The sequence below is a fragment of the Melioribacteraceae bacterium genome, assembly GCA_030584085.1.
In the GTDB taxonomy this organism is placed as follows: Bacteria; Bacteroidota; Ignavibacteria; order Ignavibacteriales; family Melioribacteraceae; genus SURF-28.
Window position 1 is genome coordinate 3,146,280 of record CP129490.1, and the last position, 16,154, is coordinate 3,162,433.

At 33.9% G+C, this 16,154-nt stretch carries 18 protein-coding genes; 16 read left to right on the top strand and 2 right to left on the bottom strand.

Annotated elements, in window-relative coordinates; all coding sequences use genetic code 11:
- The first annotated feature begins 10 nt into the window (after window positions 1-10).
- The 10 genes from QY331_14215 to QY331_14260 all read left to right on the top strand — a co-directional run bounded on the left by QY331_14215 (window position 11) and on the right by QY331_14260 (window position 9,973).
- Window positions 11-622 carry a DNA-3-methyladenine glycosylase gene (locus tag QY331_14215; GenBank protein WKZ69112.1) on the top strand — a complete coding sequence of 204 codons (612 nt, stop codon included), beginning with the start codon at window positions 11-13 and terminating at the stop codon, window positions 620-622.
- Window positions 619-1,641, top strand: coding sequence for a glycosyltransferase family 9 protein (locus QY331_14220; protein WKZ69113.1), 1,023 nt, complete (start codon window positions 619-621; stop codon window positions 1,639-1,641). The genes QY331_14215 and QY331_14220 overlap by 4 nt, the downstream gene beginning before the upstream one ends.
- A 7-nt stretch (window positions 1,642-1,648) precedes the next feature.
- A complete protein-coding gene (locus QY331_14225; GenBank protein WKZ69114.1) occupies window positions 1,649-2,428 on the top strand; it encodes a DUF3108 domain-containing protein in 780 nt (259 codons plus the stop codon).
- A gap of 58 nt (window positions 2,429-2,486) precedes the next feature.
- Window positions 2,487-3,446, top strand: a complete 960-nt coding sequence (locus QY331_14230) for a CPBP family intramembrane metalloprotease (protein ID WKZ69115.1) — start codon at window positions 2,487-2,489, stop codon at window positions 3,444-3,446.
- Window positions 3,443-3,787 (top strand): DUF2007 domain-containing protein, encoded by a 345-nt coding sequence (locus QY331_14235; GenBank protein ID WKZ69116.1) that lies wholly within the window; start codon window positions 3,443-3,445, stop codon window positions 3,785-3,787. Before QY331_14230 ends, QY331_14235 begins: the two co-directional genes overlap by 4 nt.
- On the top strand, window positions 3,787-4,614 hold the full coding sequence (locus QY331_14240; GenBank protein ID WKZ69117.1) for a phosphatidate cytidylyltransferase: 828 nt from the start codon (window positions 3,787-3,789) through the stop codon (window positions 4,612-4,614). The genes QY331_14235 and QY331_14240 overlap by 1 nt, the downstream gene beginning before the upstream one ends.
- Before the next feature lie 62 nt (window positions 4,615-4,676).
- Window positions 4,677-5,981, top strand: coding sequence for a 30S ribosomal protein S12 methylthiotransferase RimO (gene rimO / locus QY331_14245; GenBank protein WKZ69118.1), 1,305 nt, complete (start codon window positions 4,677-4,679; stop codon window positions 5,979-5,981).
- A gap of 2 nt (window positions 5,982-5,983) precedes the next feature.
- Window positions 5,984-7,264: a GWxTD domain-containing protein gene (locus tag QY331_14250; protein ID WKZ69119.1), complete on the top strand. Its 1,281-nt coding sequence runs from the start codon at window positions 5,984-5,986 to the stop codon at window positions 7,262-7,264.
- 5 nt (window positions 7,265-7,269) lie between these two features.
- Window positions 7,270-8,238 (top strand): PfkB family carbohydrate kinase, encoded by a 969-nt coding sequence (locus QY331_14255; GenBank protein WKZ69120.1) that lies wholly within the window; start codon window positions 7,270-7,272, stop codon window positions 8,236-8,238.
- Window positions 8,219-9,973 (top strand): BamA/TamA family outer membrane protein, encoded by a 1,755-nt coding sequence (locus tag QY331_14260; protein WKZ69121.1) that lies wholly within the window; start codon window positions 8,219-8,221, stop codon window positions 9,971-9,973. The genes QY331_14255 and QY331_14260 overlap by 20 nt, the downstream gene beginning before the upstream one ends.
- Here QY331_14260 and QY331_14265 read toward each other — a convergent pair whose 3' ends face one another.
- A complete protein-coding gene (locus QY331_14265; GenBank protein ID WKZ69122.1) occupies window positions 9,974-11,149 on the bottom strand; it encodes an NAD(P)/FAD-dependent oxidoreductase in 1,176 nt (391 codons plus the stop codon).
- A gap of 9 nt (window positions 11,150-11,158) precedes the next feature.
- Entirely contained in the window at window positions 11,159-11,380 is a 222-nt protein-coding gene (locus QY331_14270; GenBank protein WKZ69123.1) for a 4Fe-4S binding protein, read from the bottom strand.
- Window positions 11,381-11,483: 103 nt separating this feature from the next.
- Between QY331_14270 and QY331_14275 the strand changes: the two genes are divergently transcribed.
- From QY331_14275 to QY331_14300, 6 genes are all read left to right on the top strand, one after another.
- Window positions 11,484-12,317, top strand: coding sequence for a geranylgeranylglycerol-phosphate geranylgeranyltransferase (locus tag QY331_14275; GenBank protein WKZ69124.1), 834 nt, complete (start codon window positions 11,484-11,486; stop codon window positions 12,315-12,317).
- Window positions 12,317-12,940, top strand: a complete 624-nt coding sequence (locus tag QY331_14280) for a ribonuclease HII (protein WKZ69125.1) — start codon at window positions 12,317-12,319, stop codon at window positions 12,938-12,940. The genes QY331_14275 and QY331_14280 overlap by 1 nt, the downstream gene beginning before the upstream one ends.
- A 2-nt stretch (window positions 12,941-12,942) precedes the next feature.
- Complete coding sequence (locus QY331_14285; protein ID WKZ69126.1) at window positions 12,943-13,308, top strand: YraN family protein; 366 nt, start codon at window positions 12,943-12,945, stop codon at window positions 13,306-13,308.
- Between the two features lie 92 nt (window positions 13,309-13,400).
- On the top strand, window positions 13,401-14,210 hold the full coding sequence (locus tag QY331_14290) for an ABC transporter permease (protein WKZ69127.1): 810 nt from the start codon (window positions 13,401-13,403) through the stop codon (window positions 14,208-14,210).
- On the top strand, window positions 14,192-14,941 hold the full coding sequence (locus QY331_14295; GenBank protein ID WKZ69128.1) for an ABC transporter ATP-binding protein: 750 nt from the start codon (window positions 14,192-14,194) through the stop codon (window positions 14,939-14,941). The genes QY331_14290 and QY331_14295 overlap by 19 nt, the downstream gene beginning before the upstream one ends.
- Window positions 14,942-14,953: 12 nt before the next feature.
- Window positions 14,954-15,997, top strand: coding sequence for an MlaD family protein (locus tag QY331_14300; GenBank protein ID WKZ69129.1), 1,044 nt, complete (start codon window positions 14,954-14,956; stop codon window positions 15,995-15,997).
- Window positions 15,998-16,154: the final 157 nt, after the last annotated feature.

Consider the following 16,154-nt stretch of genomic DNA (forward strand, 5'->3'; position numbering starts at 1 on the left):
TTCCTTTTGTATGCAATTTGACCCTTCTAAAAAACTTACCAAGCAATTCTATCAAATCGATGCCGTAAAACTTGCTCCAAAGCTGTTGGGTAAACTTTTTTTTAGAAAAGTTGAATCTGAATATTTGATTGGGAAAATTGTAGAAGTTGAGGCTTATCGTGGTAGAGATGATGAAGCCGCTCACACCTTTAATGGTAAAACAATACGCAACGAAGTAATGTTCAAAGAAGGTGGTTATCTTTATGTTTATTTCACTTATGGAATGCATTTTTGTGCTAACGTAGTATGTGGTAAAGCAAGTGAAGGAGCAGCCGTTTTGATTAGAGGAGTTGAACCTTTGTTTGGTTTAGAAAAAATGAAGTTACATAGATTTGATGCAAGAGTGCTTTCTGACAAAGAAATCATAAACCTAACAAATGGTCCGGCTAAATTTTGCAAAGCATTTTCAATTACAAAAAAAGAAAACGGAATCGATTTAACTTCATCAGAAATTTTTCTCTTAGATTCGGAAGATGTTTCAAAGAAAAATATAATTGTCACCCAAAGAATCGGAATTAAGAAATCAGTTGAACTTCCTTGGCGTTTTTATATCAAAGATAATCCGTATGTTTCGAAGAAATGAATTCACCGAATAAAATATTAATCGTAAGAACTGATCGAATTGGTGACGTCGTACTGACGTTACCATTGGCAAAGTATATAAAGAAATTTTATCCAAAATCTCATGTGACATTTTTAGTTCGAGAATATACAAGTCCGCTTACTCTTAACAATAAGTTTATTGACAACACAATAATTCTTCCCGAAAAAAGTAATCAAACAAATTTTTGGAAAGTACTATCTATTTTAAAGAGCGAAAAGTTTGATACGGCTATAATGGTATATCCCCGATTTAGAATTTCGCTCGCTTTAAAACTTGCAGGTATTAAAAAAAGAATTGGATCAGGTTATAGGTGGTTTTCATTTTTGTTTACGGACAAAGTTTATGAGCACAGAAAAACCGGAGAAAAGCATGAACTTGAGCATAATTTAACTCTGTTGAAAAAAATAGGCATTACTGATATTGAAAAAACAGATGTATCATTTGATATACACATTAGCGAACAAAGTAGACAAAAAGTTGATCAAATATTTGAAGACTATAATATACCGGACAACAGGAAAATCATTATAATTCACCCGGGAAGCGGTGGAAGTTCAATAGATTTACCAATTTCTAAGTTTAGCTCATTATCATATCGTTTGGCACATGAATTGGACTGTGTAATACTAATTACAGGTTCGCAATCAGAAAAAAACACATGTGACAAAATTATGAACGAACTAAACTCATACAATCTAGCCGGTAAATTAACTCTCGAAGAGTTAACTGCAGTTATCGAGAAAAGTGACATGTTAATTGCAAATTCAACCGGACCAATTCACATAGCAGCAGCTCTTGGCAAGAATGTTGTCGGTTTCTATCCAAAAATCAAAGAATGTTCAGTTGAAAGATGGGGACCTTACACTGATAAGAGTATAATCTTTTCACCATCAATTGATTGTAAAAATTGCACAAGAGAACAATGTGAAAAATTGGATTGTATGAACAGTATTGATATTGATAATGTTTATTCGGAAATCAAAACTCTATTGAATTGAGTCTATTATGAAAAAGCTAATACTATATATAATATATTTTACACTTTTATTAACCGTATCTGTAAATGCCGATGATTTCAGAAAAATAGAAAACAAAGCATTTCGAGAAGGTGAAAAATTAACGTTTGATGTTAAGTATGGTTTTGTAACTGCAGGTATTGCAGAAATGGCGATTCCAAAAATCAAAAAATTAGCCGGTAGAGATGTTTACCATGTTACGTTTAGAGTCAACACAGTTCCGGCCTTCGATCCGTTTTTTATTGTTAGAGATAGATACGAAACATTTATTGATGTCGAAGGAATTTTCCCTTGGAGATTTGAACAGCACATTAGAGAAGGAAATTATACTAAAGATTTCTCGGCGTTTTTTGATCAGCGAAATGGTTCGGCCAAAACAACCGGCGGTACTTTCGAAATTCCAAAGTATGTTAACGATATAATGTCAGCTTTTTATATCACACGTACTTTTGATTTCAGCGGAATGAAAAAAGGCGACCGGTTCAACTTAGAAAATTTTTATAACGATAAAGTTTATCCGCTTGATGTTGTTTATCACGGAAAAGAAAGAATAACAGTTGATGCCGGTACTTTTGATTGCATTATAGTTGAACCACTAGTTAGGGAAGGCGGTTTGTTTAAGAACGAAGGTAACATAATTATTTGGTTATCCGATGATGAACTTAAAGTGCCGATCAAAGTAAAAACAAAAGTAATAATCGGTTCAATTGATTCGGAATTGACTGCCTATGAAGGACTTGCCGGTGAATTTACCTCTAAAGTAGATTAGTTAATCTTACTAAATTTTAATAGAGAATTTTACCTCTTTTTCTTACCTTTGATTCCATATGAGTGAAGAATTCCGCAATTTTGAAGATCCTCCGGAAAAAGAGGATCAATTCAGAAATAATATTGAACCAACCATGTCGCCAATCGCCGCGGCGTTCACGGGTCTAATTGTGGTTTTTGTTCTCTACCAAATTGGCGGTAGTCTCTTAACTCTCCTAATATTTGGATTAGACCTTGAATCCGCGAATGTTAACGCGATGCGATTGATGACAATCGGTGGACAAGTAATGTTTATACTTCTCCCCGCACTCATGTTTGCAAAACTAGTTTATGAAGATGTTGGAACAATTATTCGTTTTAAACTTCCAACAGTAAAAGAAGTTTTTGCTTTTGTATTTGGATTAATCCTCATTGCACCGCTTCTTCAAAGTTATCTTTACCTACAAAATTATTTACTTAATCTTCTTGCCCAAAAAATTCATATTATTCAAGTAATTAAAAATTTATTGGATAGTTTAGATAAACTGGTAACAGAAACTTATTCCGAACTTTTAAGAAGCGATACAATTTTTGAAGCATCATTTATAATTTTTGTCGTAGCAGTAGTTCCCTCTATTTGTGAAGAAGTTTTCTTTAGAGGTTATGTTCAAAAAAGTTTTGAATTTAGAATAAAGCCCGTTTGGGCAGCTTTTGTGACTGCAATCTTTTTTGCCTTATATCATTTTAATCCATACGGATTGATTGCACTATTTGCACTCGGATTTTTCTTCGGTTACTCTGCATTTAAAAGTGAATCCATATTCATTCCTTTGATTCTACATTTCTTAAATAATCTTATAGCAATTATTTCTTTCTTCATAGTTGGTGATGATGAATTTTTGCAAGCAACTGCCGCTGATCCGGCAGATCTTGGAATTAACACATTTTTCTTTCTTTTCTTTCTGTTGCTATTCTTGGTTTATATTTATATTCTAAACAAGAATTACGATAAACTCTCAAAAAAGAAGGAGTTATTATGATATGTCCAAATTGTGAATGTGAATATGTTGATACAGTTACAACTTGTCCTGATTGCGGTGTTGAACTTGTTACTAAGGATGTATTCGAAGGACATCTTGTTCATCATTCGGATTGGCTTGTAGTTTATACAACTGATGAGATTTATAAAGCCGAAATGTATAAAGCCAACCTTGAAGGTGCCGAGATTGATGCATTAATTCTAGGACAAAAGGATAGAAATTATCCAACCGTTGGTGATCTTTCCGTCATAAAAATTTTAGTAAAAAAATCCGATGCTGAAACTGCTATAGAAATTATTAATGATATTAATTCTCGAACAGACGAGAGTGAAGAAGAATAATGTCGGGTAACAAAACCGGAACAAGAATAATTGTCTCAGTTGCTGCTATTCCATTTATCGGCCTAGCTGCCTATTTCGGTGGAATACTATTTCTGATTTTTGTTTTGGGAATTGCCCTTATTTCTTTTTTTGAATTTTCAATTTTAGTCAAAAGCAAAGGTACAAATCCAAATTTAATTTTTGGATTAACTTCGGTCGTGTTAATTTTATTGAATGTCTATTTTGATTGGCTTGATTTTTACATTCTCATCCTTTTGATTTCATTTATTTTATTGATAGTCGAATTATATAGAGATAATAATTCTGCAATATTAAATTTAGGAAGTACATTTCTCGGCATTTTTTACATTGGAGTATTTTCCGCTTCTTTATTAAGCATTAGAGAGTTGTTTAATTTTTCAAATCAATTATATGAACAAGGTGGATTGTTAATCATTGCTTTGTTTGTAACTATCTGGATTTGTGATTCAGCTGCTTTTTTTCTTGGAACTGCATTCGGTAAACACAAACTTTTCCCGCGAGTGAGTCCTAAGAAAAGTTGGGAAGGTGCAATTGCCGGATTTATTTTTTCAATTCTCACAATGATAGCGGCTCACTTCATACTTTTGGATTTCCTCTCACTTGTTGATTCATTTATAATCGGTACAATTGTTGGAACAGTTGGACAAATTGGGGATCTAATTGAAAGTCTGATTAAACGAGATGCGAACGTGAAAGATTCTTCGGCTTTAATACCAGGTCACGGCGGTGTATTTGATAGATTCGATTCTCTTTTATTCAGCGCACCGGCAGTTTATGTTTACCTTATTTATACAATGCAGTTATAATTCCCCACTAAACTTATTGCCCGATATTTCCTTAAATTAGTGACTTAAAAATTCTTGGTAGAATGAAAGAAAATAAAATAAATATAATTACGCTTGGCTGTTCTAAAAACACTGTAGATTCTGAGAGATTGATGAAACAGCTAAACGCAAATAATTTTGAATTAGTTAAAAATAGTGACGATGCCGATTCAATTGTCATAAACACATGTGGATTTATTGATGCGGCTAAAGAAGAATCAATCAATACAATTTTACAAGCTGTGGAATTAAAGAAAAAAGGTAAGATCAAAAAAGTTGTAGTTGCCGGCTGCTTATCCGAACGATACATGGATGATCTTGTTAAAGATATCCCGGAAGTTGACAAGTATTTTGGAACCGAAGATTATGAAGGTGTCGTTAAGGAATTCGGCGGTAATCTAAAATATGAACTACTCGGCGAAAGAATTGTTTCTACACCTAAACATTATGCTTATCTAAAGATAAGTGAAGGATGCGATAATCCATGTTCGTTTTGCGCAATTCCTTTGATGCGCGGCGGTCATAAATCAAAACCGATGGAACAATTATTAAAAGAAGCCGAAAGCTTAGCTAAAAATGGGGCGAAAGAAATAATAATCATCGGTCAAGATACAACCGATTACGGGAAGGATATTTATCAAAAAAGAAATCTATCGGAACTATTAAATCGCCTAAGTGATATCAATGGAATTGAATGGATCAAACTTTTATATGCTTATCCTTCTCATTTCCCGAATGATGTAATTGAAACAATTGCAGAAAACCCAAAAGTCTGCAAATATTTGGATATGCCGCTCCAGCACATTTCTGACAATGTTCTTCGTTCTATGCGCAGAGGAATTAGTTCAAGAAGAACAAAAGAGCTCCTTTATAAAATCAAAGAAAGAATTCCTGATATAACTTTAAGAACGACTTTTATTGTAGGATATCCCAACGAAACAGAAAAGGAATTCCAAGAACTTTATGATTTTGTTAAAGATATTGAATTCGATAGAATGGGAGTTTTTAATTATTCAATAGAAGAAACAACCACAAGTTTTATTTTAGGTGATCCTTTTTCCCTAAAAGAAAAGGAAAGAAGAAAAGACGAACTGATGAATCTTCAACAAAAAATTTCGTTATCTAAAAACGAAAAGCTGGTTGGCAGAAAAATTCGTGTGCTTATCGATGATATTGAAGATCAACATTATATTGCACGAAGTGAACGAGATGCTCCAGAAGTTGACGGAGAAGTAATTATTGATCCGAATGGAAAATATTTAACACCGGGTAATTTTTATGAAGTTGACATTTATGACTGTAATGAGTATGATTTATTTGCAAAACATTCCGGTAATGGGGGAAAATAAACATGAAGAACTTATTATTCATATCGCTTATAATTTCATTTTTTCTAACAATTAATGCACAGGAAGATAAAAGTAAAAAACAAATTTATCCTTCGGCCCCAAACTTTAATCTGGATTTTTTAAATTACAAAAGTGATGAAACCGGTAAATCTAGGGTTGATCTCTTTGTACAAGTTCCTTATACAAACATTCAATTTGTTAAAGTAGATGATAAATTTGTCGGGAAATATTCGGTTAATTTGACAATGTTTAACGAGGATAAGAGCAATATTATCAGTAATGATATATGGGAGGAAGTTGTAACTGCAAATAGTTTCAATCAGACTTCCACTTCAAAAAATTTCAATTTGAGTTTAAGATCATTTCAACTTGCACCGGGTAATTATTTCGTCAGATGTATCGTTGAAGATGTAGATTCCAAAAGAAATGTAACGAGCGAACATACGTTGGAAGTAATGCCATTTGATACTCAAGTTAGTATAAGCGATCTCTTATTAATTACAGAACTTGTTGAAACCGAAAGTGGTAAAAGAATCGTTCCTAATATCTCCCAAACTGTTGAAAGTATGGACGAAGTTATAAACTTCTATTATGAACTTTATTCCGACGAAGAAAAAGATATTAAGATTGAGTATGGGATACGGGATAAAAACGAAAACCAAAATTACACTCATACCATTGAGAAAAAATTGGATAAAGGCACTAACGAAATTTATGGTTCTCTTCAATATCCGTCTTTTACTTTTGGCGAGTATGAATTAGTTGTTAAAGTGACAAACCTAAACGATTCATTAATAGCCGGTATAGGAAAATCATTTTATGCAAGAGTTATCGGGATTCCGAGAAGCATAACTGATCTTCAAAAAGCTATTGACCAAATGTTATATATTGCCGAATCTAGTGAAATAAATCATATTATGAATTCCGAATCTTTTCAAGAAAAGTTGGAAAGATTTTTAGAATTTTGGGAAGTTAAAGACCCTACTCCAAACACTAAAGTTAACGAAGCGATGCTTGAGTATTATAGACGAATAGATCATGCAAATAGAAATTTTGAGGCTTATAGACGAGAAGGCTGGCAAACCGATATGGGAATGGTCTATGTTTCACTTGGTCCACCCGATTATATTGATAGACATCCTTTCGCCGTTGATTCTAAACCATACGAAGTATGGGATTACTACAATCTTAATCGTCAATTTGTATTTATTGATTACACCGGATTCGGTGATTACCGTTTAGTAAACAGAGACTACCGAGATCTTAACAGATATAGATACTAGAATAAATGATATTAACTGTTACACCAAATCCGCTGCTTGAACGAAGATTGATATTCAATTCAATTACGCAAGGTGCAATTAACCGAAGTCAAAAAGAAATACTTTATGCCGGCGGTAAAGGTATCAACGTTAGTCGGCAGCTAAACAGACTTGGAATTAAAAATCTTGCACTTACATTCCTCGGTGGTAACAACGGTAAATTATTACGAAGAGCTTTAGAGACCGAACAAATCAATTTTAATGCGGTAAGTACTAAAGACGAAACTCGATACGCTGCTGTTACTATTTATAATGAGAAAAAAGAACTGACCTCATATTTTTCACCCAATTCAGAAATAAGTGAACGTGAAGTTGATGAGTTTATTAACAAATTAGATAAGGCAATTCAAAATTGTTCCATTGTTTTATTTGCCGGAAGTTCACCGAACAATTCAACCAATCGAATTTTTATTGAAGGAATTGAACTTTCAAATAAGTACGATAAAATTTCCATTGTGGACACTTATGGTGAGCATTTGCCAGAATGTATAGACTTATCCCCTTTTGCAATTCATAATAATAAAAGAGAAATTGAATCTTCGTTAGATGTTAATCTTCATGATGAAAAAGCAATAATGGAATTTCTAGACTCACTTTATGCAAAGAATGTAAAGATGGCATTTATAACTGACGGTGAAAAGGATGTGTATTCCTCAAAATTCGATTTTCATTTCAAAACGACCCCGCCTAAAGTAAATGCAATTAATTCTATGGGAAGTGGTGACGCATTTGTAGCCGGAATAATTTATGGTATAGAACAAGCTTTGGTTTATAATGATTTTATGAAGCTAGCCGTTGCACTCGGTGCACTTAATACAGAAAGTTTTGAAGCCGCGAATGTTGAGTCGGCAAAAGCCAAAGAACTAGCAGAAATTATAAGTATTGAACCGGTCGGCAAGAAAATGAAATTGATAGATGATTCACCAAACTATTAAATATGCTTCAATATTTCTTCTTGTAATACTCACTCTTCAATCACAACCTGTTGGTTCTATAGAAATTTCCGGCAATCAGAAATTCCCTTCATCAGAATATTTAAGCTGGATTTCAATCAATAGCGGCACACCTAATTTTGTGGGAATTGTTGATACAATCACTTCTAGAATCTTCTCCAATCTTAATGACAGAGGCTACTTCTCTTCAGAAATTACAAAAATTGATTCCGCGATTAATTCCGATTCTTCACTCACTTATAAAATTGAAATCGATGAAGGAAATCCCTCTTATTTCAGCAAGTTTGAGATTTCAAATCTGAGCGTTCACGATTCATTAATTTTTTATTCAGAACTAGATTTCTTGATTGGCGAAATTTTTAATAAGACAGAATTTGAATCAGCCATTTCAAATATACTTGATGAATACGAAAACATTGGTTTTCCCTTCGCAAAAATTGTAATCAATTCAATAACCTTTTCTGAAATTGAAGATGAAAGTCAAGTCAAAGTAAAGTTAACTTTTGAAAAGAATGAGAAAAGTACAATCGACAAGGTAGAAATAATTGGGAATGATAAAACCAATAATCAAGTAATACTTCGTGCAGCAAGAATTTTTCCGCCGGAATTATACTCACAAGATAAAGTTGAATCAATTCCGAAGAAGTTAAATAGACTTAGATTTTTTGAACAAGTCAATACACCGGGCTATTATTTTAACAGCAGCAATGAAGGAGTTCTGCAAATTACAGTTCAGGAAAAAGAGACGAATAATTTTGACGGAATTGTAGGATTCGTTCCAGGTAATGAAAATGAAACCGGATACTTCACCGGGTTTCTAAATATTAGTTTAAGAAATTTATTCGGAACCGGGAGAGCCGCTGCATTTAAATGGCATAAAGAAAATCGGAATTCTCAAGAACTCGAAATTAAATATATGGAACCGTGGATTCTGGGCTATCCATTTAATATTGGTCTGGGATTTTTTCAACGAAAGCAAGATACAACTTATGTCCAAAGCAAGTTTGATGGATCAATAGAATTTTTAGCCACGGATGATATCTCCGCAAGTTTACTTTTTTCAACCGAATCAATTGTTCCGACCGAAAATAAGAATTCATTTTTTACTGTTTATAATGCAAGCATACTTTCCACAGGTATTCAGCTTTCAATCGATAGCAGAGATGATGTTTATGCTCCAACCGAGGGAATATATTTTGTCAATTCATATTTATACAGTAAAAAATCAATTAACGGTCCGGCACAGTTTATCACCAGTGATACAAAGACCGAAATAAACTTGCAGCGGTTAACATTAGATTTTTCTTATTTCTATGAAATATTTAACAGACAAGTTATTGCCGCCGGAGTTCATGCACGAGAAATGCGAGGTGATTTTTTTGAAATAAGCGACTATTACATGCTCGGCGGAACTACAACATTAAGAGGTTATCGCGAAAATCAATTTCTCGGGAATCGAACTTTTTGGTCGAACTTGGAATATAGATATTTACTCACGCCTCGCACTTATGCGTATTTATTTTTCGATACTGGTTATTATTTAAGAAATGCAGATGAGTCACGAGATCTAATTGAACTTTCCGAATTTAAATACGGATATGGACTTGGATTAAATTTAGAAACCGGTTTAGGAATTTTAGGTGTAAGCTTTGCGCTCGGTGAAGGTGATTCATTTAGTCAAGGAAAAATCCATTTTGCAATAGTGAATGAGTTTTAATTACACTACATAGACTTTTGCCACATCAATTATTAATGATGGTTTTTTTGCTAAGGCAGTTACAAAAAATTTGCCTAGAGTTCTTTTTTCTTTTGGTATTCTTAATAACTTTTCGATTATATCGTTAAACTCTTCATCCGATAAATTAAAAATTCCTTCTTTCAATCGATCAAAAATTAAGTGTGATTTCCCTCTTTCTTTCATCCATTTATCACGGTACTTATCTATTAATTTTAAATTATTACTTTTGATCGCTTTCCCTGCAATTTCGCCGGCAACTTTACCGCCAATCATTCCGCTTCCAATTCCTCCTCCGGTAAGCGGATTAACTTGACGTGCCGCATCTCCGACAAGCATTATTCCATCACCTGAAATTCTTTCTAATGTTAATGCACACGGCACACCTCCGGCAACTTGTGTTAATACAGATGCATTGGGATAAAACCGTTCCATATTTTCGTTCAGGTAAGAAAGTGCAGATCGTTTCTTTCCTGTATCACCGCTCACACCCAATCCGATATTTGCAGTCTTATCACCTTTTGGGAAAACCCAAAAATATCCGCCCGGTGCATAATTGGAACCGAGGTAAAAATAAAGTGTATGTGAATCAACATTATTAATATTTGTTGCAGTAACTTGAAAGCAAGCTTCCATTTCTCGAAAATCAATATGAGTTTTGATTCCCGCCCATCTTCCGACTCTAGATTCAACTCCATCAGCTCCGATAACTATTTTTGATCTAATCTCAATTTGTTCACCTTGATATTCAGCCTTAACTCCACAAACTTTTTCGCCTTCAAGGATTAATCCGTTTACATAAACTCTGGTTTGTATGTGAGCCCCGGCTTCGGTTGCAAGTTTTCCAAGTTCATAGTCAAAAATTCTTCGTTCTAATACGTAACCGTTCTCTTCATCAAATTCTATTACAACTTCTTTTCCATTCGGAGAAATAAACGCGTACTTATTTATTTTGGCGGCAATCCATTTATCGTTTGGTTCTATAAACTGCACTACATTTCTTTTCGAAATAGCTTCGGCGCATCTGACGGGATAACCAACATCTCTATCTTTTTCGAGAACGAGTACATCGACTCCTTGCATGGCGGCATATCTCGCAGCAACAGTTCCGGCAGGACCAGCACCAACAACAATTATATCGTATTCTTTCTTTAACATAGTATCCTTTTACTTCAGAAATCCTTCTTTATTAAATTTGATTACTTCAATCGGACAAGCCCAAATACACTTTGAACAATTTGTGCAATTCTCATCTATTATTCTTATTTCGGCTTCTTTCAATTCGATTGCATCATCAGGGCAGACGCCAACACAACACCCACAGAAATCGCATTTGTTAGGAAGGATTTCTATCATCAATTTAGCGCCGGTTTTTGCAATTCGATACATCGTTGCCTTTCTTTAAATAAGATAATTAATGCGAAAATATATAATTATTTATTACTTTAACAAACATTGATCTTATCTTTGTAACAATATTATAGCATAATTAATGAAATTGATAGCAATTATAAAAATTCTTCGCCCCATAAACCTAATAATTACTTTTTTGTCGGTTATTATCTCGGCTGTAATTTCTGCTTCATTTGATTCTTTATCATTAATTGTAATTCTAACAGCTCTCTCAGTTACATTTTCATTTGCCGCAGGTAATGTGATAAATGATGTAATAGATTTCGAAATTGATAAAATTAATCGTCCCGAACGTGTTCTCCCGCTTGGATTGATGTCACTAAAATCCGCCAAAGGATTATACTTTATAACCGTTGGAATTTCATTACTACTTTCAGCTTTAGTAGCCGTAGAGATATTAGTTATTATGATTTTCCTCAACTTATTATTATTACTTTATTCAACAAATCTGAAGAGAATAATTTTACTTAGTAATTTTGTTGTCGCATTTGCGACTGCTTTCCCTCTAGTTCTTGGTGGAATTGTAGTTGAGAATTTTTTCGGCGGATTAATACCTGCCGGTTTTGCATTTTTTACTAATTTCATAAGAGAAATAATAAAAGACTCCGAAGACATAAAAGGTGACAGCATAATCGGTGTTAAAACTTTTCCGCAACAATTTGGATTGGATTTTTCGGTTGCATTAATAATCTCATTAATAATACTATTAATTGTAATTGATATGCTTCCATTTTTTTACAGAATTTATTCTGCTGAATATTTTGTATTAATAACCATTTTGGTTAATCCGCTGTTTGTCTTTGTAATAAAACTACTGTATAACAACAAGGAATTGGCAACATTAAGACGAGCAAGTAACCTTATTAAGATTAATATGATGCTTGGGTTACTTGCGATTTTAATCGGGGCATAATGAAAGACTTTGATAATAAATTTTATTCTGAACAGGTCAAGATAATCTGCGGTGTTGATGAAGCGGGTCGAGGACCGCTCGCGGGTCCTGTTGTTGCTGCAGCGGTTATATTTGGAAACGGGAAAATCATACCGGGAATAAATGATTCCAAAAAACTAGATGAAAAAACCCGCGAAAGGCTTTTTACTGAAATTGTTGCAAATGCCGTTTCATTTGGAATCGGAATTGTCGACCACACAAAAATTGACGAAATAAACATCTTAAACGCTTCCCTTCTCGCAATGAAAATTGCAGTTGAAAAATTAGAGATAGAGCCTCATCTTATTTTGATTGACGGCAACAAAACATTCCCTTCTAGTGTTCAGACACGAGCCATTGTAAAAGGCGATTCGAAATCGTATTCAATTGCGGCGGCTTCAATTTTAGCAAAGGTTACACGCGATAGAATAATGAAGAAAGAAGCAGAAAAATTTCCACATTACTCATGGCACACAAATAAAGGTTATCCGACAAAAGCACATATAAAAGCAATTCAAAAATATGGTGCTTGTTCGCTTCATCGTAAAACATTTTTAACACGGATATTATCAAAAGAAGAGCAATTAGTTTTAGTTGAGAATTAATTATGTCCGACTCAAAACAAAAAGCCGGCAATTATGGTGAAGAACTTGCCGTTAAATTTCTCAAAGAAAAAGGATTTGAAATAGTTGAAAGAAATTATCGCTACGGCAAGGGTGAAATTGATATTGTTGCAATGGATAAAGACGAATTGGTTTTTGTTGAAGTTAAGTACAGGAATAATTTAGAATATGGTCCGCCCGAATATGCGTTAACAAAATCCAAACAAAGACAAGTTCGTAAAATCTCAGAACTCTACATTATAGAAAAAGGTCATGAATTGACTTTCGAAAATGCCAGAATTGATGTAATTGCAATACTCAATTTGCCAAATGAAAAACCTGATATAAATCACATAGAAAATGCATTTTAGTTTTATTCATTTTCTTAATTATATAATAGATAAATACTTTCCGATTTATTTTATATTTTAGCGTATAATTAGTCCGGCGGAAAAATTATCGTATGAATCTTCCTGAAATAAAATTCAAAAAGAGACCAACTCCATCAGAAGCAATCTATACTTTTTTTACTTCGTTGACGGGGTTAACTATTTTTATTATAGAATTTTTCAAACAATTTCTAATTCCGCCATACGAAATTTCCGAAATCAAAAAGCACATGGATGAGTTGGGTGTAAAAACACTTGGTATTGTCAGTATAACCGGATTTATTATTGGATTAGTTTTAGCTTTACAAAGCTGGCCTGTACTTGCAAGATTTGGTGCAACCGATTTTCTTCCTGCAACAGTTTCGCTTTCTGTAGTTAGAGAACTTGGACCTGTTATAACCGCACTTATATTTGCGGGAAGAGTCAGTTCGGGGATTGGAGCAGAACTTGGTTCCATGCGAGTGACAGAACAAATCGATGCAATGGAAGTTTCAGCTATCGATCCTTTTAAATATTTGGTTGTTACACGTGTTATAGCAACCACAATGATTCTCCCAATTCTTACCGTCTATGTTATTTTTATTGCTCTTATCGGAGGTTACATTGCTGTAATTATTGCGGAAAGTATGAGTTTTACCTATTATCAAAATGCAGTTATCAGTGCAGTTGAATTTGGGGACTTTATTCCCGGTGTTGCAAAAACTTTTGTGTTTGGATTTATTGTGGGAATAGTCGGATGCTTTAAAGGATTTACCGCTGAAGGTGGAACCGAAGGCGTAGGAAGAGCGTCAACAACTGCTGTTGTAATGGCATCTCTTTTAATATTAGTTTTTGATATGGTTCTTGTAAAAATTACGATGTGGATATGGCCGACGCTAGGTTAATACGAATCGAAAATCTTACTAAAGGATTTAACGGAAATATTATTCTTGATGATATTTCATTATACGTTGATCGAGGTGAAAACTTTGTCGTCTTCGGACAAAGCGGAACCGGGAAAAGTGTTTTGTTGAAATGCATTATTGGATTATTAAAACCAGAAACCGGGAAGATTTTTATCAACGATAAGAATGTAATCGAGCTAAAAAAGAAAGAACTTAATAAGATTCGAAAAAATATTGGATTCTTATTTCAAGGGGCAGCACTTTATGATTCTATGACTGTACGTGAGAATTTAGAATTTCCGCTTAAGAAGAATTTTGATTTTACTCAAAAAGAAATTGATGAAAAAGTAAAAACTGCTCTCGATCATGTTTCGTTAGAAGAAGCAATTGATAAAATGCCATCGGAATTATCAGGCGGGATGAAAAAAAGAATTGGTCTAGCTCGTTCAATTATAACTGAACCCGAACTCATGTTATATGATGAGCCGACAACCGGACTTGATCCGATTACTTCTAAAGAAATAAGTGAACTAATATTAACTTTGCAAAAAAGATTAAACATGACCTCCATCGTTGTAACTCATGATTTAATTTGCGCTAATATAATTGCAGATCGTGCGATATTTTTACGTGATTCAAAAATATCATACGAAGGGACAATACCGGAACTAATTAATTCCGACGATAAATTTTTAAGAAACTTTTTTAGTACCGAAATAATTAATGAATAAAAGGGGTAGAAAATGTTAAAGCATCTTGAGGGCGCTAGGCTCGGTTTGTTTGTCTTTCTCGGAACGGTGCTAATTATCATTGCTATTTTATTTATCGGAAATAAAGATTCTTTATTTACGGAAACTATAACTATCCGTACCAATTTTAGTGAAGTAGAAGGACTTAAAACCGGAGCCCCCGTTAGATTAAGCGGTTATGATATTGGTAGCGTAAAAGATATATCACTCGCCCCGGAAAAAGCAGGCAGAGTTATCGTTACAATGAGAATCGAAGAGAGAGTTAGAAATTTTGTTAGACTTGATAGTCGTGCTTCAATAGCAACTGAAGGTCTGGTAGGAAAGAAGATTGTATCCATTTCCCCCGGTTCTCCTGATCTTGAAATAGTAGCTGATGGTGGATTTATCGAATCAATTGACCCTGTAAATATTTCGGAAATTATAACAGAGAGTCGTGGAGTTATAACCAGCCTCAGGGAAATGACCGCAAATTTTGCGGAACTAACTTCGAAAGTGAATACCGGACAAGGAACGGTTGGAAAGATTTTTAATGATGATGAACTTTATTATGCTGCTGTTGATTTAACTCAATCTGCCGATAAAAGTCTGGAAAATATTACAACAACATTGAATGAAATTACCGATTACATTGTTGAACTTGGAAAAGGTGTGAACGATGTAATGCATAATGTTGATTCAACAATAGTAAATATTAAAGAACTAACCGCAAAACTTAACCGTGGAGAAGGTGCGCTTGGCGCTCTTCTAGCCGATGAATCTGTTTATGATTCTGTTAAAACTGTCATTGCTAATCTTGTTCAAACGTCAGAGTTTGCAAGTTCCGGAGCTTCAAAATTTGCTGAGAATATGGAGGCGCTAAAACGAAACTGGTTATTCAAATCATACTTTGAAGAACGCGGTTACTGGGACCAAGTTGAATATCAAGCAGAAATTGACAATAAATTAAAAAAGCTGTTTCAAGAACAAAATAAACTTGATGAAAAAATCGAAGAGCTGAAAAAACTCCAAGAAGAATTAACTGAAATACAGAAAAATTGATACTCTCGGCGAGACTATTCAATGAATTGTCTCGCTTTTGCTATTTTAGTCGTTACTTCTACTTACCTACTTCCGACTAATACAATATCATCCTCACTACTAACTTTTTTCTTCTGAATTCTGCTTTAACAATCTCACAAAATTTTGTTATAATAGA

Excerpts from the sequence above, each read along its gene's own strand:
- QY331_14215 (WKZ69112.1), top strand. The coding sequence starts at position 11 with ATGCAATTTGACCCTTCTAAAAAACTTACCAAGCAATTCTATCAAATC.
- QY331_14280 (WKZ69125.1), top strand. The coding sequence starts at position 12,317 with ATGAAAGACTTTGATAATAAATTTTATTCTGAACAGGTCAAGATAATC.
- QY331_14250 (WKZ69119.1), top strand. The coding sequence starts at position 5,984 with ATGAAGAACTTATTATTCATATCGCTTATAATTTCATTTTTTCTAACA.
- QY331_14290 (WKZ69127.1), top strand. The coding sequence starts at position 13,401 with ATGAATCTTCCTGAAATAAAATTCAAAAAGAGACCAACTCCATCAGAA.
- QY331_14270 (WKZ69123.1), bottom strand. The coding sequence starts at position 11,380 with ATGTATCGAATTGCAAAAACCGGCGCTAAATTGATGATAGAAATCCTT.
- QY331_14275 (WKZ69124.1), top strand. The coding sequence starts at position 11,484 with ATGAAATTGATAGCAATTATAAAAATTCTTCGCCCCATAAACCTAATA.
- QY331_14220 (WKZ69113.1), top strand. The coding sequence starts at position 619 with ATGAATTCACCGAATAAAATATTAATCGTAAGAACTGATCGAATTGGT.
- QY331_14225 (WKZ69114.1), top strand. The coding sequence starts at position 1,649 with ATGAAAAAGCTAATACTATATATAATATATTTTACACTTTTATTAACC.
- QY331_14285 (WKZ69126.1), top strand. The coding sequence starts at position 12,943 with ATGTCCGACTCAAAACAAAAAGCCGGCAATTATGGTGAAGAACTTGCC.
- QY331_14240 (WKZ69117.1), top strand. The coding sequence starts at position 3,787 with ATGTCGGGTAACAAAACCGGAACAAGAATAATTGTCTCAGTTGCTGCT.
- QY331_14295 (WKZ69128.1), top strand. The coding sequence starts at position 14,192 with ATGGCCGACGCTAGGTTAATACGAATCGAAAATCTTACTAAAGGATTT.
- QY331_14260 (WKZ69121.1), top strand. The coding sequence starts at position 8,219 with ATGATTCACCAAACTATTAAATATGCTTCAATATTTCTTCTTGTAATA.
- QY331_14230 (WKZ69115.1), top strand. The coding sequence starts at position 2,487 with ATGAGTGAAGAATTCCGCAATTTTGAAGATCCTCCGGAAAAAGAGGAT.
- QY331_14255 (WKZ69120.1), top strand. The coding sequence starts at position 7,270 with ATGATATTAACTGTTACACCAAATCCGCTGCTTGAACGAAGATTGATA.
- QY331_14265 (WKZ69122.1), bottom strand. The coding sequence starts at position 11,149 with ATGTTAAAGAAAGAATACGATATAATTGTTGTTGGTGCTGGTCCTGCC.
- QY331_14235 (WKZ69116.1), top strand. The coding sequence starts at position 3,443 with ATGATATGTCCAAATTGTGAATGTGAATATGTTGATACAGTTACAACT.
- QY331_14300 (WKZ69129.1), top strand. The coding sequence starts at position 14,954 with ATGTTAAAGCATCTTGAGGGCGCTAGGCTCGGTTTGTTTGTCTTTCTC.
- rimO (WKZ69118.1), top strand. The coding sequence starts at position 4,677 with ATGAAAGAAAATAAAATAAATATAATTACGCTTGGCTGTTCTAAAAAC.